A 23,035-nucleotide genomic window follows, 5' to 3' on the forward strand; every position below is an offset into this window, starting at 1 on the left:
GCCATGTCTGTACAGAGTCCTAATGCTGAGCAAATCTTTAACATTATCAGACGGCAGGGACCGGTATCAAGGGCAGATATAGCACGATGCACCGGTCTGACTCCGCCGACAGTAACCAATATTACCAATAAGCTATTAGAATTAGGTATTATTAGTGATTATATGATAGGGGCGTCAAGTGGTGGGCGGCGCCCGCTGCTGCTAAAGATTAACCCGGCTGCCGGTCAGGTAATTATTATTCATATCCGTTCTTTTAAGATGATTGGCTATGTAGTTGATGCTGCATTTAAGGCACATGCTGAGCTAACCGTCAATATCAAGGGTCTTAGTTACGAAGCGGTTTTGCAGCAGATACTGGCGGTTATTGACCAATGCCGTCAAGCGGTCACTACCACGCTTATCGCTATCGGCGTTGTGATCCGCGGTCCGGTCAGGACCAAAGAGGGTATCTCGGTATTTGCCCCCAATATTGGCTGGAAGAATGTTCCGTTGAAATATATTATTGAAGAAAAAAACCGTGTGCCTGCTTTTATCGAAAACGACTCCCATGTTTTAGCATATGGAGAATATTATTTCGGTGTAGCGAAGGGAGCGAATAATCTGGTTTTACTCAAAGTGGGCCATGGTATTGGCAGTGGCATTATGTTCAATGGGTCTCTCTACCGGGGGATTAACGGCAGTGCGGGGGAGGTTGGCCATACTGTCATCGATGTTGCCGGCCCGTTATGCAGTTGTGGTAATTGTGGCTGTATGGAGGCGATGGCTTCAGAAACGGCCTTGGTTGATTTAATGATCGCTGCAATACGCTGCGGTCAGACTACGCTGCTTACCGGTATTGTGCACGACGGCCTGGAGGCAGTTACTGCGGAGGATATCTATCATGCTGCTGATTTAGGTGATCCTTTAGCGATCAAAATACTTAGCCGTGTCGCCGGTTATTTGGGCATTGGTATTGCAAATTTAGTCAATATTTTTAACCCTGAACTGGTGGTCATTGGCGGTGGCCTTGCCAAAGCGAGACAATATATCGAAAGAACAGTCTGGGATATGGTAGCCCTCAGGTCTTTTGAGAGTTGCAGCAGTGTCCTTGAGATTAAATATTCAACCCAAACAAGTGAAAACACTATGAAAGGTGCAGCCGATATGGTGTTCTCAGAACTAGCCGGGAGTATAACCGATGTTAGTTAGTAAGGGCTGACCCAGAAAAATATTGACAGAATCTTTTGGTAGTTATACTATAATCTTGAGGAATTTCATATATTTGTCATAAATTACAGATTAAACTAAGTATGTAAATAAAAGGGTTGACATGGAATTATAGAGTGGGGATAACCGGCCGATATCTCTGCTGTATAATAGATAGTTATCCAAAAAATGAGGGGGTTTTTTAGTGAAGAGATACATGAAAGGGCTTATCGTTTCTACATTGCTGGCAAGCCTAATGGCAGCAGGATGCGGTGGTTCACAGCAACCTGCTCCGGCTGGGGACAAGGCTAAATCTGTTATTGGTGTAGCTATCTACAAGTTTGACGACACCTTTATGACAGGTGTTCGTAATGCTATTTCCAAAGCAGCAGAGGGTAAAGCGCAAGTTGACATTGTTGACAGTCAAAATTCGCAGCCGGCCCAAAATGACAAAGTAGACCTTTTCATTACTAAGAAAGTAAATGCTCTTGCCATCAACCCTGTTGACCGGACTGCTGCCAGTGTAATTATTGATAAAGCAAAGAAAGCGAACACCCCGGTTGTTTTCTTTAACCGTGAGCCTCTGCCTGAAGATATGAAGAAATGGGATAAAGTTTACTATGTAGGCGCTAAGGCAGAGGAGTCTGGTACGATTTCCGGCAGACTTATTGTTGATTACTGGAAAGCTCATCCCGAAATGGATAAAAACAAGGACGGCGTACTGCAATATGTTATGCTGAAAGGCGAACCAGGTCATCAGGATGCTGAGCTTCGCACCAAATACTCAGTAAAGGCTGTTGAAGATGCCGGCATTAAAGTGGAAAAGGTTGCTGAAGATACCGGTATGTGGGATCGTGTAAAAGGCCAGGAGAAGATGGCTGCGTTCCTTGCTGCTAATGGTGACAAAATTGAGGCTGTATTTGCTAATAATGATGATATGGCGTTGGGAGCTATTGAAGCCCTTAAAGCCAAAGGTTATTTTAAGGATGGCAAGTTTATCCCTGTCGTTGGCGTTGATGCTACTGCCCCGGCCATTAAGGCTTTAGAAGACGGCACTCTTTTGGGCACTGTTTTAAATGATGCTAACAACCAGGGCAAGGCTACTTTCAACATCGCCAATGTTTTAGCCCAGGGTCAGACTCCCAGCAAAGAGAACACTGGTTTTGACATTGTTGATGGCAAGTATGTCTGGGTAGCGTATAAGAAGATTACCAAAGATAATATTAATGAAGCTAAATAGTTTACGGTGAATGCGAAAGGGGGCAAAGGTTGCTTACTTTGCCCCCTTTGCATTAAAACAGATAAAATGCCGAGGAAGAGAGGCGCTATAATGACCGTGACTCCGATGTTTCTCGAAATGAATAACATCTCCAAAGAATTCCCCGGTGTGAAAGCGCTTGATGATGTTACGTTAAAGGTGCGTGCCGGTATGGTACATGCACTTATGGGCGAAAATGGCGCAGGGAAATCGACGCTGATGAAATGCCTCTTTGGCATCTATAAGCCAGACTCTGGCGAGATATTCTTAAATGGTAAAAAGGTAGAGATTAATAGCTCGAAAGATGCACTTACTAATGGGATTGCGATGATTCACCAGGAATTGCACCCGGTTCCGCACCGGAATGTTATGGAAAATATCTGGCTGGGGCGGTTTCCTGTAAAAGGATTTGGACCGTTCCGATTTATTGATCACACTAAGATGGTTAAAGATACAGAGATACTTTTTAAAGAACTGGAAATGGACATAAAACCGACAGCGCTTGTGGGCAGTTTGTCAGTATCTAAGATTCAGTCAATTGAAATTGCAAAAGCCGTCTCCTTTAACTCTAAGGTCATCGTAATGGATGAGCCTACATCATCTCTGACCGGGAATGAAGTGGAGCAACTCTTTACCATCATCCGTGACTTGCAGAAACGGGGAGTAGCGATTATTTATATATCGCACAAAATGGAAGAAATCCTGGAGATAGCAGATGAAGTCACAATTATGCGTGACGGTCGTAAGATTGGTACTTGGCCGGCCAATGAAATGACGACAGATATGATTATCTCTAAAATGGTAGGACGGGATCTTACGCAACGTTTCCCTGAGCGGAGCAATGTACCCGGAGATGTGGTGCTAAAAGTAGAAGGGCTGACTTCGCAATTGCCGAAATCTTTCAAGAATGTCAGCTTTGAACTAAAAAAAGGAGAAGTGCTGGGTATTGGCGGGCTGGTTGGCGCGCAGCGTACCGAACTCATTGAAGCGCTGTTTGGGCTGCGTTCCCTGGCCTCAGGCAGGTTTTATATAAAGGGGAAAGAGGTAAAGATCAGATCTGCTGCTGATGCCAAAGAGCACAAAATGGCTTTGCTGACCGAGGAACGGCGAGTCACCGGTATATTTCCCGTATTATCGGTTCTGGAAAATACGGCGATTGCCAAACAGGCCAAATATGAATCACGCTATTTTTTACTTAATGACACCCTGCGGAAAGCAGATACAGTTCAGAGTATTCAAAAATTACAGGTGAAAACACCAACAATCAAGACTCAAATTAAAAACCTGTCAGGTGGTAACCAGCAAAAAGTTCTGTTGGCCAGATGGCTGCTAACCGAACCGGAGATACTGCTTCTTGATGAGCCAACGCGTGGTATCGATGTCGGGGCTAAGTTTGAGATATATACTATTATCGTAGAACTTGCCAGGCAGGGCAAAAGTATTGTTATGATTACATCCGAAATGCCTGAGCTCTTAGGTATGTCTGATCGCATTATGGTTATGTGCGAGGGCCGGGTCACTGGCATTATTGATGGGAAAAAAGCGACAGAAAAAGAGATCATGCGCCTTGCTACCCAGCGTATGGTTTAACAAGGAGGCTAACTGCAGTGAATTTTGACGCAAAAAAGATCCAAGACTTTTTTATGCAGCACGCGATCTACATTGTGCTGATTGTCCTGATAGTCGCCATTGCTGTGTATGACCCGCGCTTTTTATCAGTCACTACCATTCGTGACATCTTGCTCCAATCCTCTACCCGGGTAATTATTGCTTTAGGAGCGGCATTTGTTTTGATTACCGGCGGGGTTGACCTGTCAACAGGCCGGGTTGTTGGATTAACGGCGGTACTGTCGGCTTCAATGCTGCAGGTGGCAGATTACTCGCGTCGGTTTTACCCTGACATACCTGATCTGCCATTATGGCTGCCCATTTTGCTGGCTGTGCTGGCAGGGCTTGTTGTTGGTATAATTAACGGTTTTATTGTTGCTAAATTAAGCGTTCCGCCATTTATTGCTACATTGGGAACCATGGTTATTATTTATGGGGTAAACTCCATCTACTTTGACATGAAGCCCAACGAGTCACAACCAATTGGCGGACTTCGCCCTGATTTTACTGAGATTGGTTCGGGAGCTTTGGGTACAGGTCCTTATTCTATACCGTATATTGTTATTATTGCGGCCTTGATAGCCTTCCTGGTGTGGGTTATATTTAATAAAACCAGGCTGGGGAAAAATATGTATGCTATTGGCGGCAATGTGAATGCCGCGGTAGTGTCTGGTATTAATGTTGGACTTAATTTACTTATTTTATATTCTATTGCCGGCGCTCTTTATGGTTTAGCCGGTGTTCTGGAAGCCGCGCGGACCGGCGGTGCCACCAATAACTATGGTAATATGTACGAGCTTGATGCCATTGCGGCCTGTGTCGTCGGCGGTGTTTCGACAGCTGGCGGAATTGGTACAGTACCAGGTATTGTTGCAGGTGTGCTCATTTTTGGGGTTATCAATTACGGTTTAACGTTTATCGGGATGAATCCGTATTGGCAGCTTATTATCAAAGGCTTGATCATTGTGTCTGCAGTAGCTTTTGATATCAGGAAATATTTAGCCAAGAAATAATCAGATAACAACGCCCAACCGCCTGCAAAACACTTCAATACATTATATAGGCTCGGTAGTAAAACGCCTGATTTGCTATAATGCAAATCAGGCGTTGACTGTTTAGTCTCCAGTTTACATCTGACTTTTTTGTGGTATTATATAGGAGTGGATATAAGAACCAGCTAATATATCCAGCTTTTAAAACTCAGAGGGGGAAGATTTTAGTTGAAAAGAATTATAGCAGCAACATTAGGATTAGTTTTCGCAGGAACTGTGGCATTTGCTTCGCCGTCGATTGATTATACGCCAGGAGCGGTAACCGTGGAGTTAGGCAGCACCTTAAATTCAACTTTTAATGGCAAAGGGGCCATAAACGATTCGGTGGATGGAAAATCCGGCTTTAAATATGCTGTGGCCACTGGTCTGGGAGACAACTTTGCGCTTCAGTACAAAGGCGGACATTTTGTATCAGAAGATTTTTCTGCTATCGGTCACACAATTCACGGTGTTTCGGATCTGAAAGAAATTAATCTTCTATACCGGATAAGTCCCGAATTTTCGATAGTTACCGGTTGGATTCAAAATAAAATATCCTATAATAGCTTAATTAATGAGGCTAAAGTTTCAGGTATGCATGTTGGGATAACCGGTTCTAAAAAGCTTAGCGAAAAATCGTCACTATTTGCTGCTTATATTGCAGGCAGCGATACTTTATTCTGGGAAGCAGGGATTAGTAATAAGATAGGGAAAGATACATATTTTAATGTTTCTTACTCAGTGCGCGAGTTCAAAGATGTCGATCTTTATGTGCCTGTTCTTGGGGCGGGCAGTAAAGAGGATTACAAGCTTAATGGTATCAGTTGTGTAGTTTCAACTAAATTGTAATCAAGATTAACCGTACTGCCGCCAAAAGCGGTTTGTACGGTTTGATTTTTTCGATATAATAACAGATATATACTTTATGTTTTATGAGGTGACCATGAATAGGCTTCCTATTGAGGATATACTGACTGATCTTAAGGCGGCCCTAAGTTCACGGGTTAACGCTGTGCTTGTGGCACCGCCCGGTTCAGGCAAGACAACCGGCATTCCATTGGCACTTAAAAATGAAGCCTGGCTTAAAGGACGGCGTATCCTTATGCTTGAACCCCGGCGTTTGGCGGCACGTGCGGCCGCCCGCTATATGGCCCAAATGTTAGGTGAACAAGTGGGAGAAACCGTTGGGTATCGAGTTAGATTAGATAGCCGGATTGGGCCAAGAACCTGTATCGAGGTAGTTACTGAAGGTATACTTACCCGGATGCTTCAGGCTGATCAAGCCCTGGACGGGGTAGGATTAATCATATTTGACGAGTTTCACGAACGAAGCCTTCATGCTGATCTCGGTTTAGCCTTGGCTTTGGATGCTCAAACTGTTCTTAGAGAGGATTTGCGGCTGTTAGTCATGTCGGCAACACTGGAGACTGATGCCGTGGCTGGTATGCTGGGCGATGCTCCCGTAATCCGCGGCAGCGGCCAGTCTTTTCCTGTTGTAACTCATTATCTAGAGCGGCGGACAGAAGAACGTATGGAAGCCCAGGTAGTGAAAGCTGTATTTAGCGCTCTTGCTAACAGTTCAGGTGATATACTGGTATTTCTACCTGGCGCAGGCGAAATACGACGGGTGCATGCGAATTTAATGCAAGCAGGGATTACGCAGCATGCACTAGTCGCACCCTTATATGGCAGTCTGTCCCTGGCTGACCAGGACTTAGCCATTTTACCAAGCCTGAGTGGCAAGCGTAAGGTTGTCCTGGCTACGTCAATTGCTGAAACAAGCCTTACCGTGGAGGGGGTACGCAGTGTTATCGACAGCGGGTTAATGCGTGTGCCGCGCTTTTCAGCGCGTACTGGTTTGACCCGTCTGGAGACACTAAAGGTATCCAGGTCAGCCGCCGACCAGCGCCGTGGCCGGGCCGGCCGGTTGGGGCCGGGGGCATGTTTCCGCCTTTGGACCAGGCAGGAAGATCTGTATTTGGAGCCTAGTACTACGCCGGAAATATTTGCTGCTGATTTGACAGCACTTACTCTGGAACTTGCCGCCTGGGGCGTTACTAACCCCGAACAGCTGCAATGGCTGGATGTACCGCCGGAAGCGGCATTTCTTAAGGCCTGTGAATTGCTTGGTAAGCTGGGAGCAGTGGCTAATGGTGCTATTACTGCCCATGGCCGGCAGATAATCCAGATTGGCTTGCACCCGCGACTAGCGCATATGATATTTAAGGCTGTAGAGATTGGTTATGGTGGGCTAGCCTGTGAGCTTGCCGCCATTCTTAGTGAGCGGGACTTCCTCAACAGTGCTGATATTGATTTGCGTCTTCGTATTGATACAATCCGTAAGCTGCAAAGCAGCAGAACTGACCCTGCTGGGATGGTTGCTCAAGGAATTGATATAGGTTCATGCCGGCGGATTGCGCAGGAAAGCAACCGTCTTAAGCAGCAATTCGGGATTTCGGTTAACTGCGGCGATGACATTGAGGCCTGTGGCCTTGTAGTGGCTTTGGCCTATCCTGATAGAATCGGACAACAACGGGGTAACGGCAGATTCCTGCTGGAGAACGGGCGTGGCGCTCTGTTATCTCAAATACAGTCACTGGCACACGACTCATATATAGTGGCAGCAGAGCTTGACGGGCAAGGCAGCGAGAGCCGGGTTTTTCTTGGTGCGCCGATAACCTTGGAACAAATACGGAACTATCTGGGGCACCAGATTGTTAATGAGGCGACCGTGGCCTGGGATGTGGAAGTTCAGGCAGTGCGGGCGAGGATGTGCGAACGGTTGGGTACTCTGATTCTCAAGGAAAGTCCGTATGCTGAAGCCGACCCGGCAGAAATTTTAGCTGCTTTACTTGCCGGGATTGCCGGAGAGGGTTTGTCAATATTGCCTTGGACGCGGACCGCGAAGCAGTTGCGTCAACGTCTGTTGTTTATTAAGCGGAGAGACCAAAGCTGGCCTGATGTTTCAGATGCTGCACTGCTTGCTACCCTTGAAAGCTGGTTAGGGCCGCATGTGTACGGTTTAACAAGCCGGGCTCAACTGGCACAATTAAACCTTACTACTATATTTGAAGCGATGCTTAGCTGGGAACAACTTCAGGAACTTGATATTTATGCCCCTACTCATTTGACTGTACCTAGCAGTCAGCGGATCCCCATAGATTACAGTGATCCTGATGCTCCGGTGCTTGCTGTAAAACTGCAGGAGATGTTCGGGCTTGCCGAAACGCCGTGTATTGCGCGGGGGAAAGTCCGTTTAACACTGCATCTGTTGTCTCCTGCCCAGCGAATCGTGCAAGTGACGCAGGATTTAGGAAATTTCTGGCGTAAAACCTATTTTGAAGTAAAAAGGGATTTGATGGGACGATATCCAAAGCATTATTGGCCAGATGAACCAATGAACGCTACCCCGACAAGACGTGTCCGGCCTAAACCGGTAGAATAGACGTCAAAAGCCTGTTGTTGTCCTGTAAATAAGTCTTGTTATATCCGGCAAATGTCCCTGAATACAACTGAACTATTGTTAATAGAAAAAGGAAATAATGACCCTTGACATAATTAATTTGGCATGATAGAATAAATTCTGTCGTTAAGCGACGTTCATATGGTGGCTATGGTGAAGTGGTTAACACGCCGGATTGTGGCTCCGGTATTCGAGGGTTCGAGACCCTCTAGTCACCCCAATTTATTTCCATATTGTAGGGGCGTCGCCAAGTTGGTAAGGCAACGGACTTTGACTCCGTCACGCGTTGGTTCGAGTCCAGCCGCCCCTGCCATAAACAAGAGAGCCAGGTTCCCAGGAGCGTAAGCGACGTGGAAACCTGTGCGAATCGCTTAGTTCCAAGCGTTAGCGGGGAACAGCCTTAATACCATGACCTACTAGCTCAGTTGGTAGAGCACCTGACTTTTAATCAGGGTGTCGATGGTTCGAGTCCATCGTGGGTCACCATCTATCTTTTATGTTTTAGACCCACTAGCTCAGTTGGTAGAGCACCTGACTTTTAATCAGGGTGTCGATGGTTCGAATCCATCGTGGGTCACCACTGGAAAATATTGATATTGACATAGTGAGTTTACTATGATAATATAACATCTGCAGCGGTAAGCTGTGAAACAATGCGGGAGTGGCGGAACTGGCAGACGCACTAGACTTAGGATCTAGCGCCGCGAGGCGTGCAGGTTCAATTCCTGTCTCCCGCACCAATGAAAAAGAACTTCCAGGATTTTATCCTGGAAGTTCTTTTTATTTGCATCGCTCATCGTTACTTATTGCAAATTAATAATTCCCATACTGGCTGGCCAATTTTGTACTCTGGCAAGTAGGTTACACCACTCGGTTGCTGTAAGAATAACTTGCCCCGGCTCTAACACATGTGCCGGTATCCGGAAGTTTTCTGAACTACCTAAACCGGTGCCGGATAAATCGCCCCCATATGCAGAGATTGCTATGCGATCAATTTTTCTGATGGGGAGAGTTTGACTGAGGAAAAAGTCTTTACTCACGATTGCTCTCATAAAATTGACCTCCTAGAACAATACATTCCAACAGCATATATTGCTGTATTTATCATACCATATATTCCCTGGGATATGTAAGCGGTGGCTTCAGATAGCGTTGATTTTTAGTCAGTGTAAAAGGTCTCTGTTGGTTATTGTTTTGCTAACTGGACAATAATAAGATACGGGGAGGGGTTTAGTTGACAAATCACAGAAAGCTTCTTTTTTTCTTTACAATAATATTTCTTGCTGGAATGATCGGAATCATAATAGCATTGTTAACACAAGGCCGGCATGAGTATGCGCAAAATATAGCAATAAAAGCGGGCGTGTGGGTAATTTATACATATATTGAAACAAAATATAGTATTGACATCAACAACACCATACGAGCGCTTATGATGATGACGATTCTTAGTGATAGCTTTTTGGGGCTATATATAAATCTATATGCTACTTCAACAGTTTTTGATAAGATTCAACATGTTTTTGGGAGTTATTCATTCTCATTATTTGCTTATAATCTTATCTGCCAGCTTACCCAACCAGTAATAAGTCGCAGTTTTAGATTCATTTTTGTTGTCTCATTAGGGTTAAGTGTCGGGGTTTTCTATGAGATCGGTGAATTTATCGGGGATTTTACAATGAAGCCGAGTGTTCCCAGCCAACCAAACCTGCTAGATACAGATCTGGATTTAATAGCCGATGTAATTGGGTCGCTTATTGCGGCGGTTTATGCTGTAACTATATTGTCACTTAGTAATAAACACCCGGAAAAATAACGTGTGGTTTATATAATTTCGCAATTTTTAAAAGGCGTTTTTAAACGCCTTTTAAACTAATAGAAGTTATAGGGGGTTGCAGAGGCGATTCGTATTAGGCCTGCATCGCCGCGGTGAGCATGAATTGGGATAGCAAGGCGACCAGGAGGGTTGGCAGCCAATTGGCCGATTAGGCTGGCAAGGTGACCAAGAGGGTTGGCAGCCAATAGGCTTATTAGGGCGGCAAGGCGACCAGGAGGGTTGGCAGCCAATTGGCCGATTAGGCTGGCAAGGCGACCATGAGGGGCGGCAGCCAATGGGCCTATTAGGACTGCAGGGCGACCAGGAGGGGCGGCAGCCAATGGGCTTATTAGGACTGCAAGGCGACCAGGAGGGCCGGCAGCCGATATTGTTAACCCGGTTGTCAAACTCTTCGTCATCAAACTCTTCGTCATCAAACTCGTCATCATCAAAATCATCATCATCCCACTCTTCAAGTTTAGGGGACTCCCATTTAGGATTATTGTATTTTTCATCAGACATTATTATCGTCCTCCCATTTTCCTGTGTAAGGATTGTATAGACAGTCGGCAGGTGGAGCCTGCCATGATTTTTGAGGGTCCAGGCCTTGTGCCAGCGGCCGGCAGTCGCCACAGGCATAGCGGTACTCGCAGGCTTTGCATTTATTTATACAATCTTTAGTGGTACACCAACACTCAGTAAGTGATTCTCCGTTAAGTATGTCATGCAGTGGTGTTTGCAATATGCTCCCACAGACTTGATCCCGGGCAAATATACAGGGTATGACATCACCGTCAGCTGTTATGGCCAACCGGCCGGCTAAACAACTATGAAAATTCTGAGCTTTAGCAAATGATTCAGTATCTGTAAAAAATGGTGGTTTAACTAGTGGTTTGGTGTAGTTTAGGGGAAGCAGGGTTTGGTTATCGCCCCGCCCTGTGGGGCGTACAACATCCGGCGGCATCGGTTCAAGCCCCAGTTCGGCGTATAAATTCATTATGTTGGTCACTTCGTGTTCATTGGCTCTCATAATAATGGAAGCAATTCGCAGGGGAATATCTTTAGCTAAAATCTTTTTAATAGCCGACATAGTTTTGTCAAAGCTGCCGGAATGAAGTGTCACTGTATCGTGGACTGACGCATTGTCAGCGTAAATGGTGGTAGCAATGCTGACGTTATGCTGTTTAAAAAAATTAATACAGTCGTCGTCGATAAGTGTGGCGTTGGTGAATATCTCAATTAGTTCATAGTTTTCTTCTTGCGCTTTAACAACGAGCTCTCGCCACCTGGGGTAAAGCAGCGGTTCACCACCAATAAGCTGGATGCCGGTAGCTCCTTCCTGGCGGGCCTCCCGAATAATCTCCAGCCAGCGATCATGCGGTACAGAACTCGCAGGTGTATGGGGACTGCTTGCTGAATAGCAGTGTAGGCACCGGTTGTTGCAGTTTGCAGTAAGCTCCAGCCAGATAAATTCCAGTTTGGACTGATAATTTGGCAGGGATCTCTTTTGCTCAGGAGATTCAGTATAGACAGAGCCCAAGCCTTTGGCTGTCAATTTGTCAAGAAATGATAGATAGAGTTTGTTATCAGGTAAATTAAGATCCATTATGTCTTCTAGGGCCGCTTGCTGGCAGGCCTGCAATAGTTTGACAGCCCCTTGATTAATAGAATATACCCGGCCTGCAGTTAATGCATAGATGGCTCCCCGGGCCTGGCCTTCTACTAGCACGCAGTCCTTGTTTAACCGGTAATACAACTGACCAGCCTCCTTCATGGCATCTCTTCCTTGTAAACCCTTATACATAATATGCAGGCTGGCAGGCAGGTGTTAGTTACAGGAACAATTTAGTCAATTAATCCAGTTGACAAATAATTGATTACGGTATATAATCAGTATTGTTCTTAATGGCGATACGCGGAAGTAGCTCAGCGGTAGAGCATCGCCTTGCCAAGGCGAGGGTCGCGAGTTCGAATCTCGTTTTCCGCTCCATATTACACATAACCCAGCACATGCCTGCTGGGTTTTTTGCTCATATCTTGTCTTTGTTATTTAGTTGTGTTATGATATTATTCATGACATTGCTACAAATTATGGACACTGGCCGGAAAATAAATAATGGTTAAACCAGGAACCCCATAAAATTTATGTCAATAATGGGAATACTATTGGCGGGAGAACTATGTTGACAATTAATAAGCTGTGTCAGCAGTTAATTTAATAAGGAGGAAATACATAAATGAAGGTAACCGCGGAAAGAATAGACAATCATAAAACAGTGCTTAATCTTGAAATACCCCAAACTGAGGTGGCCAAAGCTGTTGAAAAGGCTTACCGCAAGCTGGCTAATCAGGTCAACATTCCCGGTTTTCGTAAAGGCAAAGCTCCTCGCAAGGTAGTTGAAATGCGCATTGGCAAAGAGGCCTTACTTGACGAGGCTTTTGAAATCCTGGCTCCTCAGGCATATGCCAAAGCTTTGGAAGAACAGGCTATTGATCCTGTGGGCCGTCCGGAAATTGAAGTTGTTACTTTAGGAGAAGACCAGCCGTTAGTGTTTAAAGCCACTGTTATTAAAAAGCCTGAAGTTACTTTAGGTCAATATAAAAATCTTGTAATAGAAAAGACAATTACTGAGGTTACTGATGCCGACGTAGACGCTGAACTGGAAAAAAATCGCAGCCGCAACGCAAAAATGGTAGTGGTGGAAAACGCTGAACTCAAACAAGGCGACTTGGCCATTATTGATTTTAAAGGTTTTGTTGATGGGGTTCCGTTTGATGGTGGCGAGGGCAAGAGTTATCCGCTGGAAATCGGTTCAGGCAGCTTTATCCCTGGCTTTGAGGAACAACTAGTTGGTGCTAAGTCAGGTGATGAGCGGGAAGTAAGCGTTTCTTTTCCGGAAGATTACTTTGTTGCCGAATTAGCTGGTAAAGCCGCTAAGTTTACAGTAAACATTCATGACATCAAGCGGAAGGAAATGCCTGAGCTTGACGATGAGTTTGCCAAAGAATCCGGCGAATTTGATACTCTTGCGGAATTAAAAAGCGATATTAAGAATAAGTTAGAACAGGCCGCCGTAGATAAAGCCGAACGTGAGTTCCGTACGGCTGCTATTAAAGCTGTAGTGGATAATGCTGAAATGGACATTCCTGAAATAATGGTTGAAAACCAAACTGATAACATGATTCAAGATCTTGATGTAAATTTACAACAGCGCGGCATGCAACTTGAAAAATATCTTGAATATACTAAAATGGATATAGCAGCCTTGAGGGAGAACTACCGTGCTTCAGCGTTATATAATGTAAAAACCGACCTTGTTCTTGAGGCTATTGTTAAAGCAGAAGGATTTACCGCTGCGCCTGAAGAACTTCAGCGGGAAATTGAATCCATGGCTCAAAATTATCAGACAACAGTTGAAGAGATTGCAAAAGTGATTCGTGAGACTAACCGCTTCCAGGCGCTCAGCGACTCTGTTATGCGTAAAAAAGCTGCCCAATTAATAATCGATAGTGTTGCAGCACAATAAATTTAGGATTTTGAGGTGATTTGTTATGCCCTATGTGCCAATTGTAGTAGAGCAGTCTAACCGCGGTGAGCGAGCATATGATATTTACTCACGGCTATTAAAAGACCGTATTGTATTTATCGGCGGACCAATTGACGACACTGTGGCAAATTTGTTTATTGCTCAGCTGTTGTTTTTGGAGTCGGAAGATCCGGAAAAAGATATTCATGTATATATTAATAGTCCTGGTGGTGTAGTAACTGCTGCGATGGCTATGTATGATACCATGCAATATGTTAAGCCGGACGTTACTACTACCTGCATGGGTCAAGCAGCTAGTGCGGGTGCATTGTTGCTTGCTTCCGGTGCTAAAGGTAAACGCTATGCCCTTCCTAATTCACGCATTATGATTCATCAACCTCTTGGTGGTACGCAAGGGCAAGCTACCGATATTGAAATTCATGCTCGGGAAATTCTTCGTATGCGAGAACACCTAAATGGCATCCTTGTCCACCATACCGGTCAGACGATAGAAAAAATCCAACATGATACCGAACGTGATTTTTTCATGTCCAGTGAGCAAGCAAAAGACTACGGTCTTATAGACGCAGTCGTGGTGCGGGGTGACAGACACAAGGAGACTCCCAAGTAGAGAGGTGGTAATATGTTGAAATTCGGTGATGACAGGGGTCAACTAAAGTGTTCGTTTTGCGGTAAACTGCAAGAACAAGTAAAAAAACTTGTTGCCGGGCCAGGAGTATATATTTGTGATGAATGTATAGAACTTTGCAATGAGATCATTGAAGAAGAACTCAGCGAAGATATGGATGTTGAGCTGAGGGATGTCCCTAAACCCAAAGAGATAAAAGATATCCTTGATCAGTACGTCATTGGCCAGGAGGAAGCTAAGAAATCTCTGGCTGTAGCTGTGTACAATCATTACAAGCGGATCAACCTGGGTGCTAAAATGGATGATGTTGAATTGCAAAAGTCAAACATCATTATGCTTGGTCCGACTGGCAGTGGTAAAACGCTGTTGGCACAAACGCTGGCTAAGATTCTCAATGTTCCCTTTGCGGTAGCTGATGCCACCTCGTTAACTGAAGCCGGTTATGTAGGTGAGGATGTAGAGAATATTCTCTTAAAACTTATCCAGGCTGCTGACTATGATGTGGAAAAAGCCGAAAAAGGCATTGTTTACATTGATGAAATTGATAAGATTGCCCGTAAGTCGGAGAACCCCTCAATCACCCGTGATGTTTCCGGTGAAGGTGTACAACAGGCCTTGCTTAAGATACTGGAAGGCACAGTAGCCAGTGTACCGCCGCAGGGCGGGCGTAAGCATCCACACCAGGAGTTTATTCAAATCGATACCACCAATATTCTTTTTATCTGCGGTGGTGCTTTTGATGGCATCGATAAGCTTATTAGCGCAAGAACCGGCAAAAAATCTATGGGTTTTGGTGCTGAAGTTCGCAGTAAAGAAAAAAAGGTATTGGGTGAAATTCTCAGAAATATTCTGCCGGAGGATCTGCTCAAATTTGGGCTTATACCTGAGTTTGTCGGACGTCTGCCTGTTATTGTTACGCTGGATGCTCTTGATGAGGAATCGTTGGTGCGTATCTTAATTGAGCCTAAGAATGCTTTGGTTAAGCAGTATCAAAAGTTCCTGGAGATTGATAATGTTCAACTTGAATTTAAGGACGAGGCATTAAAAGCCATTGCCACCGAAGCCTTAAAACGTAATACCGGTGCCAGGGGACTTAGGGCCATTATTGAGGCTATCATGCGTAATGTGATGTATGATATCCCATCGCGTACTGATGTTGCCAAATGCATTGTTACCAAAGAGGTTATTATTAACAAAGAAGAACCTGTGCTGGTGACTGCAGAACGCAAAACTAAGAAAAAAGAAGAATCCGCTTAAATAAAGGAGCCGACAGGCTCCTTTATTTTAATATCAGAAGTTATAAGTTTTGAGAGGCTGAAAGTCCTTATAAAACAAGGGGAGCCAAGGTGAATGGCCGGCTTGAGCAAGGAGACGGTGCCCCCGCAACCCCGGTAACCCCCCGGCCTTTCAGCTTTTGGAGGCTTCGGGCCTAGACTTTTTGTTGCTTTTGGGGCATGCCAAAAGTAAAACCATTCCCTTGTATTCCAGGATTATCTGATATGCGCAAAGCCAAAGAACCGCACCAGCGGTTTTTCTTATTTGACGGTTGATATTAAGGGTTATAATCGCATTTTTGCAGTCTTGCTTGCCGGGTTTTGCCAGGATAAAATAATGTTCATTGCCTATACTAGACACATGGTAAATTAAAAAAAACTCAAATCTTTTGCCCGGGAAAGGAGGTTCATTAAATTTGGATTATGCTGTAAATATCATCAGCGTGATTCAGTTGTTTTTTGCCGTGGTTATCGGGCTCTATTTCTGGAACCTGCTAAAATCGCAGCAAGGCAACAGGATGGCGGTAGAGCGTGAATCCAGAAAAGAAATGGACAAACTGCAAAAAATGCGAGAGATATCCTTAACTGAACCGCTGGCAGAAAAAACTAGACCCACTGATTTTTCGGAAATTGTTGGTCAGGAAGAAGGCCTTAAAGCGCTCCGCGCAGCGTTATGTGGTGCTAATCCTCAGCATGTTCTTATTTACGGACCACCTGGTGTAGGCAAGACTGCGGCAGCGCGTTTAGTACTTAATGAAGCCAGGCGAAATGGTTATTCCCCTTTTAGGGTTGCGGCCAAATTTATGGAACTTGATGCCACGACAGCCAGATTTGATGAGCGCGGTATAGCTGATCCACTGATCGGCACAGTACATGACCCGATTTATCAAGGGGCCGGTCAGATGGGGATGGCTGGCATTCCTCAACCAAAACCGGGAGCCGTAACCAAAGCTCATGGTGGAGTATTGTTTATTGATGAAATCGGTGAACTCCATCACATCCAGATGAATAAACTACTAAAGGTGCTGGAAGACCGGAAAGTGTTTCTGGACAGTTCATACTACAACAGTGAAGATACTAATATACCGCAGCACATTCACGACATATTTCAAAATGGTTTACCGGCAGATTTCCGGCTTATTGGGGCTACTACCCGTATGCCCCAGGATATTCCCCCGGCAATTCGCTCAAGATGTGTCGAAATATTCTTCCGGCCGCTGCTTGCTGATGAAATTGCCAAAGTGGCCCTTAACGCTTCCAAGAAGATTAGTTATACTCTTGATGAGGGGGCTTTAGAGGTCATTAAACGTTATGCCACTAACGGTCGGGAGGCTGTGAACATCATCCAGATTGCTGCCGGCATTGCCCAAAGCAGTGGAAAAAACGAAAAAATTCTTACTCAAGCTGACGTTGAGTGGGTTATCAATTTTGGCCAGTATAGTCCGCGACCGGAGAAAAAGATTCCGCTTAAGCCTCAAGTTGGCGTAGTAAATGGTCTGGCGGTATATGGAGCAAATATTGGCATGCTTATGGAACTGGAAGTGACAGCAGTACCGAACAACTATGGTACAGGAAAAATGACTGTCACTGGTGTTGTTGATGAAGAGGAGATTGGTTCGCCGGGGCGTACTATGCGGCGTAAAAGTATGGCAAAAGGCTCACTTGACAATGTACTTACAGTATTAGCTAAGGAATTTAGCATTGAATATTCTAAATATGACATACATGTTAATTTCCCCGGCGGGGTTCCGGTTGATGGTCCGTCAGCCGGTGTAACGGTTGCGGCAGCAATTTACTCGGCTATTTACAATGTACCTATCGACAATACTGTGGCCATGACTGGTGAAATTTCCATTCGGGGTCTTGTAAAGCCTGTCGGTGGTGTAAGTGCCAAGGTAATGGCTGCCAAGCAAGCCGGCGCTCGACGGGTCATTATCCCGAAGGAAAACTGGCAAGAGTTATATGCAGATATGGATATTGAGGTTATTCCTGTCGAAACGCTACAAGAGGTGTTGAAACATGCGATGGTTAAGAGCGGAGAAGTTCTACGAAAGGATATACCGGTAGCGATGCCGGAAGTACTTGCGGCTGCCGGTATTGACAAGGTGTAGTTAATTTTAGCCGGGTTACTTAACCCGGCTGTTATTATTGGCAAATAAAAGGATTTTTCAACAGCTACTCAGAATATTTTAAATAGCGGTGTTGAAACTACTATTAACTAACAAATACCGCGGGTTACCGAAGGGAGGAAATAATGTTGGCGGAAAAACGGCGTACAATACCACTCTTGCCGCTTAGGGGCATATTAGTTTTCCCATATATGATTATTCATCTGGATGTTGGCCGGGAAAAGTCAATTAGCGCCTTAGAAGAAGCAATGGTTCAAGACCGGCTGATCATGCTGGCAACACAAAAAGATGCCCAAAATGACACACCTCAGCCTGAAGATATTTTTTCAGTGGGCACTGTCGCTGAAATTAAACAATTATTGAAATTACCGGGAGGCACGATCCGGGTGCTGGTTGAAGGCTTGCACCGCGGCGAGATTGAAGAGTTTATCAGTTTTGATCCTTATTATCAGGTCCAAATTCGCGAGTTCTCCGAGGTGGAACCTAAAACGCCGGAAACAGAAGCGCTTACCCGGACTGCGATTAATCAATTTGAACAATGGGTTAAGTTGAGCAAGAAGATACCCCCTGAAACTTTGGTTTCAGTGGTTGTAGTTGAAGAACCGGGCCGGTTGACTGACCTTATCGCCAGTCATTTATCGCTTAAGATTGAAGATAAGCAGATTTTGTTAGAAGCAGTCAGTGTCAATGATCGTCTGGAACGCCTGTGTGAAATTTTAGGCCGGGAGATGGAGATTCTCGAACTTGAGAAAAAAATTCATGTCCGGGTTCGTAAGCAGATGGAAAAAACGCAAAAAGAATACTATTTGCGCGAGCAGCTTAAAGCAATCCAAAAAGAATTAGGCGAGAAAGACGAACGTACTGCTGAAGTGGAAGAGTATCGCCAGCGGGTCAAAGAGCAAAATCTGCCTAAAGATGTTGCCGAAAAGATTAATAAAGAAATTGACCGTCTGGAAAAAATGCCGCCTATGGTGGCTGAAAGCGGTGTAATCCGTACGTATCTTGACTGGCTGTTGACATTGCCGTGGAATATTGAGACTGAAGACCGTTTGGATATTACTGTGGCTGAAGGTATATTGGACGAAGACCATTATGGGCTGGAAAAAGTAAAAGAACGTATTTTAGAGTACCTTTCTATTCGTAAACTGACTGAAAAAATGAAAGGACCGATTTTATGCCTTGTGGGGCCGCCCGGTGTTGGTAAAACATCGTTAGCTCGCTCGATTGCCCGGGCTATGGAACGAAAATTTGTCCGTGTTTCATTAGGTGGTGTCAGAGATGAAGCTGAGATTAGAGGCCACCGGCGAACCTATGTTGGGGCGTTGCCAGGACGCATTATTCAGGGTATGCGTACTGTCGGGTCTAAAAACCCGGTCTTTCTCTTAGATGAGATTGATAAGATGAGTGCTGATTTCCGGGGCGATCCTTCATCTGCTCTGCTTGAGGTACTTGATCCTGAGCAAAATAATTCATTTAGTGATCATTATGTGGAGCTTCCGTATGACTTGTCCAGGGTACTTTGGGTGGTGACTGCCAATGTGATGCATAATATTCCCCGGCCATTATTGGACCGTATGGAAATCATCACTATTGCAGGTTATACTGAAGAAGAAAAGATAGAGATAGCCAAACGTTATCTTATTCCTAAACAAACAACAGACCACGGCCTATCAACCAAGCAGATTTCATTCTCTGAGGGGACTATCCAAAAAGTTATCCGCGATTATACCAGGGAAGCAGGCGTAAGAAGCCTTGAACGTAATATCGCTAATCTCTGCCGCAAAGTCGCCCGTAAAATTGTCCAGAATCAGGGACCTGTTGTTAAAATCACTGCTCAGAATCTGCATACGTTCCTTGGTGCGACTAAATACCGTCATGCTCAGGCTGAAGAAACCAGTCAGGTCGGAGTCGCAACTGGCTTGGCTTGGACTGAAGTAGGCGGCGATGTACTGGCGGTGGAAATCTCGACCATGAGGGGCAAAGGTAAATTAACCCTGACTGGTCAATTGGGCGATGTTATGCAGGAATCAGCCCAGGCCGGGTTCAGCTATATCCGCTCACGGGCTAAGGATCTGGGAATTGAAGAGGACTTTCATGAGAAACTGGATATCCATATTCATTTGCCGGAAGGGGCTATTCCGAAAGATGGTCCGTCAGCAGGCATTACTATGGCTACTGCCGTAGCTTCAGCACTGACCGGTAAGCCAGTCAGAAGTGATATTGCTATGACTGGTGAGATTACACTTCGTGGACGGGTATTGCCTGTAGGTGGCATTAAAGAGAAGGTTCTTGCCGCTCACCGGGCCGGTATCAGGAAGGTTATGCTGCCCAAAGAAAATAAGCGCGATATTGATGAAATCCCGGCTAATGTTAAACGCAGTCTGGAGTTTATCCTTGTTGAACATATGGACCAAGTACTCAAAACAGCTTTGGTGACCGAGTAATGGCAGATGTTGTCTCGTTTAATATTGTAAGTGCCAGCTATGTTGGCACTGCTGTTAACGCCAGTCAGTATCCTGAGAGCGACTTAACAGAGATTGCTTTTATTGGCCGTTCAAACGTCGGCAAATCATCGCTTATTAATTCATTATGCCGTCGGCATGGTTTGGCCCGTACCAGCGGAACACCAGGCAAGACCCAAACAATTAATTTTTTTAAGCTTAGCGGCAAACTTCCTGATGAGTCGCGCTTAGATTTTATGCTTGTTGATCTGCCCGGTTATGGGTATGCCAAAAGGGCTCAAACAGCGCGGGCGACATGGTCTAAATTTATAGAAGAATACTGGCTCAAATCAACTAAGCTTAGGCTGGTATGCCAATTAATTGATGTTCGCCATCCACCGATGGAAAGTGATATTAAAGTATATCAATGGTTGTTGGAGCACGGGCTTACTGTTCAAGTAGTCGCAACTAAAGGTGATAAAATTACCAAAGGCCGCGTTCAGCAGCATGTACAGGCAATAAGTAAAGGCATTAACATGCCTTTACTTGCTCCAGATGACCGTATTATCACCTATTCAACCGTTAGTGGGGCTGGACGGGATGAACTTCTTGACGTAATTAGGAATATTTTGCTAAAATAATAGTGCTATACTGAGGGGACAGTCGGCCGGCTGTTCCCTTTGCTTAATTACAAGTTTAGTTAGGAGGCATGCATGCTAAACACTTTTGATAAAGAACTGCTTAATATTATCCAGACAAGATTGCCCATTGAGCCGCGACCTTTTGCAAGGGTGGCTGAGTGGCTTAATGTTGATGAAGCGACAGTGTTGGAGCGGTTATCTTGGCTTAAAGAGCATAGCTATATACGGCGCTTAGGTGCTTTCTTCGACTCGTCTTGCTTAGGTTATGTAAGTACGCTGGCAGCAGTTAAAGTGCGTGTAAACTGTATTGAGGCAGTTGCTGAGGCTATTAATGCCTATCCGGGTGTCACACATAATTATGAACGTGAGGGTGAGTATAACCTTTGGTTTACACTTCTTACCACAAATCAGGCCGAGCAAGCAAGAACGCTGGCGGCTATTTCCTGTTTGTCAGGGGTTGATGGTCTTATTAGTCTGCCTGCCACTGAAAAGTATAAGGTCAGTGTCGAGTTTAATTTGTAAGAATAATTAAAGACTGCTTATAAATGATAAACAGCAGTTGGCGAGGTGTCTTATGTTAGATAACCTGGATAAGAAAATAATAGCTGTTATGCAGGGTGAGTTTCCTTTGGTAGCCGAGCCGTATAAGGAATTGGCCCAGCAAATTGGTATTACCGAACACGAGCTTTTGGAAAGGCTGGGCAGATACCGTCTATCCGGACAGTTGCGCAAGATGGGTGCTGTATTACGGCACCGGGAAGTGGGTTATGCTGCGAACGCACTGTGTGCCTGGATCGTACCTGAACAACAACTCGCGGAAGTTGGGCAGCTAATGTCAGGCTATATGGCGGTTACCCACTGTTATGCACGGATTCCACAACCAGGCTGGCCTTATAATTTTTATACAATGCTGCATGCTCATACTCGCGCTGAATGCCAGCGTTTAGCTGAAGAATTGGCGGAAGCGACTGGACTTGACATATATACCCTGCTATTTAGCACGCGGGAGTGGAAAAAGACTAGCATGAGCTATTTCCCTGAATATGCAAAAGGAGAGGACGCTGTTGACAGATAAATTGCTTAGAAATTTTGACGATATACTTGATGCAGTAAAGAATAAATCTCCTAAAAGGGTAGCTGTGGCCGCAGCCCAGGATGATGCTGTCCTGGAAGCTGTTCAGGGGGCACATAAACAGAAACTTGCTGATTTTACTTTGGTAGGTGATATTGACAAGATTAAAGCCACCGCTGATAAACTTGGCGTTACCCTAAATGATGTCCAGATGATTCACGAACCTGATGACCGTAAAGCGGCCTATCGGGCGGTAGCCTTGGTATCAAGCGGTGAAGCTGATGTACTTATGAAAGGACTAATTAATACTGCTGATTTTCTTAGAGCAGTACTTGATAAAGAGATTGGCTTAAGAACAGGCAGAGTGCTCAGTCACATTGCTGTATATCAGCTTCCGGGTTTTGACCGGCTTATTATGATAACCGATGGCGGAATGAATATTGCGCCTACGCTGCAGCAAAAAGCGGATATTATTCAAAATAGCGTCCAATTGGCTAACGTACTAGGCATCAAGCCTGCGAAAATAGCCATATTAGCCGCTGTTGAGGTGGTGAATCCAGATATGCCGGCAACACTTGAAGCCGCTGCGCTGGCAAAAATGGCTGAGCGGGGGCAGATAAAAGGGGCCATTGTTGATGGTCCGTTAGCGCTCGATAATGCCATCAGTATGGAGGCTGCCCAACATAAAGGGATTAATAGTCCTGTTGCCGGTATGGCTGATATCCTGGTTACACCAGATATTGAAGCGGGAAATATGCTTGGCAAGTCGTTAGTCTATATCGCCAATGGTAAAATTGCCGGCTTAATTTTAGGTGCAGCTAAACCGGTGGTAGTCACATCAAGGGCTGATACCTACGAAGCAAAAATTATGTCAATTGCTCTAGGAGCATTACTCGGGTAGTAATAAAGGGCGGCGCTGGAAGCGCTGCCCTTTATTGATT

At 45.1% G+C, this 23,035-nt stretch carries 19 protein-coding genes and 6 tRNA genes; 22 read left to right on the forward strand and 3 right to left on the reverse strand.

What is annotated here, in order from left to right; translation table 11 throughout:
* The first annotated feature begins 3 nt into the window (after positions 1-3).
* The 11 genes from VN379_RS17270 to VN379_RS17320 all read left to right on the forward strand — a co-directional run bounded on the left by VN379_RS17270 (position 4) and on the right by VN379_RS17320 (position 9,285).
* Complete coding sequence (locus VN379_RS17270; RefSeq protein ID WP_325536072.1) at positions 4-1,188, forward strand: ROK family protein; 1,185 nt, start codon at positions 4-6, stop codon at positions 1,186-1,188.
* A 202-nt stretch (positions 1,189-1,390) separates the two neighbouring features.
* The gene (locus tag VN379_RS17275) at positions 1,391-2,425 is read left to right on the forward strand and encodes a galactose ABC transporter substrate-binding protein (protein ID WP_325536074.1); all 1,035 of its coding nucleotides are present in this window, start codon (positions 1,391-1,393) and stop codon (positions 2,423-2,425) included.
* Positions 2,426-2,515: 90 nt separating this feature from the next.
* Positions 2,516-4,033 (forward strand): sugar ABC transporter ATP-binding protein, encoded by a 1,518-nt coding sequence (locus tag VN379_RS17280; protein WP_325536076.1) that lies wholly within the window; start codon positions 2,516-2,518, stop codon positions 4,031-4,033.
* Between the two features lie 17 nt (positions 4,034-4,050).
* On the forward strand, positions 4,051-5,064 hold the full coding sequence (gene mglC / locus VN379_RS17285) for a galactose/methyl galactoside ABC transporter permease MglC (protein WP_325536078.1): 1,014 nt from the start codon (positions 4,051-4,053) through the stop codon (positions 5,062-5,064).
* A 207-nt stretch (positions 5,065-5,271) separates the two neighbouring features.
* On the forward strand, positions 5,272-5,931 hold the full coding sequence (locus VN379_RS17290; protein WP_325536080.1) for a hypothetical protein: 660 nt from the start codon (positions 5,272-5,274) through the stop codon (positions 5,929-5,931).
* A gap of 94 nt (positions 5,932-6,025) precedes the next feature.
* Positions 6,026-8,527: an ATP-dependent helicase HrpB gene (gene hrpB, locus VN379_RS17295; protein ID WP_325536082.1), complete on the forward strand. Its 2,502-nt coding sequence runs from the start codon at positions 6,026-6,028 to the stop codon at positions 8,525-8,527.
* A 162-nt stretch (positions 8,528-8,689) separates the two neighbouring features.
* Positions 8,690-8,765: transfer RNA gene (locus VN379_RS17300), tRNA-His, on the forward strand.
* Positions 8,766-8,782: 17 nt separating this feature from the next.
* A tRNA-Gln gene (locus VN379_RS17305) sits at positions 8,783-8,858 on the forward strand.
* Positions 8,859-8,955: 97 nt separating this feature from the next.
* Positions 8,956-9,031 (forward strand) — tRNA-Lys (locus VN379_RS17310).
* An 18-nt stretch (positions 9,032-9,049) separates the two neighbouring features.
* Positions 9,050-9,125, forward strand: a tRNA-Lys gene (locus VN379_RS17315).
* Positions 9,126-9,200: 75 nt separating this feature from the next.
* Positions 9,201-9,285, forward strand: a tRNA-Leu gene (locus VN379_RS17320).
* Between the two features lie 63 nt (positions 9,286-9,348).
* On the opposite strand, the gene VN379_RS17325 is transcribed toward VN379_RS17320, so the two are convergent.
* Complete coding sequence (locus tag VN379_RS17325; RefSeq protein ID WP_325536084.1) at positions 9,349-9,597, reverse strand: hypothetical protein; 249 nt, start codon at positions 9,595-9,597, stop codon at positions 9,349-9,351.
* Positions 9,598-9,779: 182 nt separating this feature from the next.
* Here VN379_RS17325 and VN379_RS17330 point away from each other — a divergent pair, with 182 nt between their 5' ends.
* Positions 9,780-10,361, forward strand: coding sequence for a hypothetical protein (locus VN379_RS17330; protein WP_325536086.1), 582 nt, complete (start codon positions 9,780-9,782; stop codon positions 10,359-10,361).
* A gap of 56 nt (positions 10,362-10,417) precedes the next feature.
* Here the strand turns inward: VN379_RS17330 and VN379_RS17335 are convergent, their stop codons facing one another.
* Positions 10,418-10,837, reverse strand: coding sequence for a hypothetical protein (locus VN379_RS17335; protein WP_325536088.1), 420 nt, complete (start codon positions 10,835-10,837; stop codon positions 10,418-10,420).
* A 38-nt stretch (positions 10,838-10,875) separates the two neighbouring features.
* Positions 10,876-12,135: a radical SAM protein gene (locus tag VN379_RS17340; RefSeq protein WP_325536090.1), complete on the reverse strand. Its 1,260-nt coding sequence runs from the start codon at positions 12,133-12,135 to the stop codon at positions 10,876-10,878.
* A gap of 141 nt (positions 12,136-12,276) precedes the next feature.
* Between VN379_RS17340 and VN379_RS17345 the strand changes: the two genes are divergently transcribed.
* The 10 genes from VN379_RS17345 (at position 12,277) to ptb (ending at position 22,995) form a co-directional block, all read left to right on the forward strand.
* Positions 12,277-12,351: transfer RNA gene (locus tag VN379_RS17345), tRNA-Gly, on the forward strand.
* Positions 12,352-12,598: 247 nt separating this feature from the next.
* Positions 12,599-13,888, forward strand: coding sequence for a trigger factor (gene tig / locus VN379_RS17350; RefSeq protein ID WP_325536092.1), 1,290 nt, complete (start codon positions 12,599-12,601; stop codon positions 13,886-13,888).
* Between the two features lie 25 nt (positions 13,889-13,913).
* Positions 13,914-14,519: an ATP-dependent Clp endopeptidase proteolytic subunit ClpP gene (gene clpP / locus VN379_RS17355; protein WP_325536094.1), complete on the forward strand. Its 606-nt coding sequence runs from the start codon at positions 13,914-13,916 to the stop codon at positions 14,517-14,519.
* Between the two features lie 12 nt (positions 14,520-14,531).
* On the forward strand, positions 14,532-15,794 hold the full coding sequence (gene clpX / locus VN379_RS17360) for an ATP-dependent Clp protease ATP-binding subunit ClpX (RefSeq protein ID WP_325536096.1): 1,263 nt from the start codon (positions 14,532-14,534) through the stop codon (positions 15,792-15,794).
* Between the two features lie 433 nt (positions 15,795-16,227).
* Positions 16,228-17,922, forward strand: coding sequence for an ATP-dependent protease LonB (gene lonB / locus VN379_RS17365; RefSeq protein WP_325536098.1), 1,695 nt, complete (start codon positions 16,228-16,230; stop codon positions 17,920-17,922).
* Positions 17,923-18,068: 146 nt separating this feature from the next.
* Entirely contained in the window at positions 18,069-20,384 is a 2,316-nt protein-coding gene (gene lon, locus VN379_RS17370) for an endopeptidase La (RefSeq protein ID WP_325536110.1), read from the forward strand.
* The gene (gene yihA / locus VN379_RS17375) at positions 20,384-21,022 is read left to right on the forward strand and encodes a ribosome biogenesis GTP-binding protein YihA/YsxC (protein WP_325536100.1); all 639 of its coding nucleotides are present in this window, start codon (positions 20,384-20,386) and stop codon (positions 21,020-21,022) included. Before lon ends, yihA begins: the two co-directional genes overlap by 1 nt.
* 72 nt (positions 21,023-21,094) lie before the next feature.
* Complete coding sequence (locus VN379_RS17380) at positions 21,095-21,544, forward strand: Lrp/AsnC family transcriptional regulator (RefSeq protein ID WP_325536102.1); 450 nt, start codon at positions 21,095-21,097, stop codon at positions 21,542-21,544.
* 52 nt (positions 21,545-21,596) lie between these two features.
* A complete protein-coding gene (locus VN379_RS17385; protein ID WP_325536104.1) occupies positions 21,597-22,097 on the forward strand; it encodes an Lrp/AsnC family transcriptional regulator in 501 nt (166 codons plus the stop codon).
* Complete coding sequence (gene ptb, locus VN379_RS17390) at positions 22,087-22,995, forward strand: phosphate butyryltransferase (RefSeq protein ID WP_325536106.1); 909 nt, start codon at positions 22,087-22,089, stop codon at positions 22,993-22,995. Before VN379_RS17385 ends, ptb begins: the two co-directional genes overlap by 11 nt.
* Positions 22,996-23,035 lie beyond the last annotated feature (40 nt).

The sequence above is a fragment of the Sporomusa sp. genome, assembly GCF_035561255.1.
In the GTDB taxonomy this organism is placed as follows: Bacteria; Bacillota; Negativicutes; order Sporomusales; family Sporomusaceae; genus Sporomusa.

What these genes read in the sequence shown, in the direction of transcription:
- VN379_RS17270 (WP_325536072.1), top strand. Translation starts at nt 4, where the DNA reads ATGTCTGTACAGAGTCCTAATGCTGAGCAAATCTTTAACATTATCAGA.
- VN379_RS17280 (WP_325536076.1), top strand. Translation starts at nt 2,516, where the DNA reads ATGACCGTGACTCCGATGTTTCTCGAAATGAATAACATCTCCAAAGAA.
- hrpB (WP_325536082.1), top strand. Translation starts at nt 6,026, where the DNA reads ATGAATAGGCTTCCTATTGAGGATATACTGACTGATCTTAAGGCGGCC.
- VN379_RS17325 (WP_325536084.1), bottom strand. Translation starts at nt 9,597, where the DNA reads ATGAGAGCAATCGTGAGTAAAGACTTTTTCCTCAGTCAAACTCTCCCC.
- VN379_RS17340 (WP_325536090.1), bottom strand. Translation starts at nt 12,135, where the DNA reads ATGAAGGAGGCTGGTCAGTTGTATTACCGGTTAAACAAGGACTGCGTG.
- tig (WP_325536092.1), top strand. Translation starts at nt 12,599, where the DNA reads ATGAAGGTAACCGCGGAAAGAATAGACAATCATAAAACAGTGCTTAAT.
- clpP (WP_325536094.1), top strand. Translation starts at nt 13,914, where the DNA reads ATGCCCTATGTGCCAATTGTAGTAGAGCAGTCTAACCGCGGTGAGCGA.
- clpX (WP_325536096.1), top strand. Translation starts at nt 14,532, where the DNA reads ATGTTGAAATTCGGTGATGACAGGGGTCAACTAAAGTGTTCGTTTTGC.
- yihA (WP_325536100.1), top strand. Translation starts at nt 20,384, where the DNA reads ATGGCAGATGTTGTCTCGTTTAATATTGTAAGTGCCAGCTATGTTGGC.
- VN379_RS17380 (WP_325536102.1), top strand. Translation starts at nt 21,095, where the DNA reads ATGCTAAACACTTTTGATAAAGAACTGCTTAATATTATCCAGACAAGA.
- VN379_RS17385 (WP_325536104.1), top strand. Translation starts at nt 21,597, where the DNA reads ATGTTAGATAACCTGGATAAGAAAATAATAGCTGTTATGCAGGGTGAG.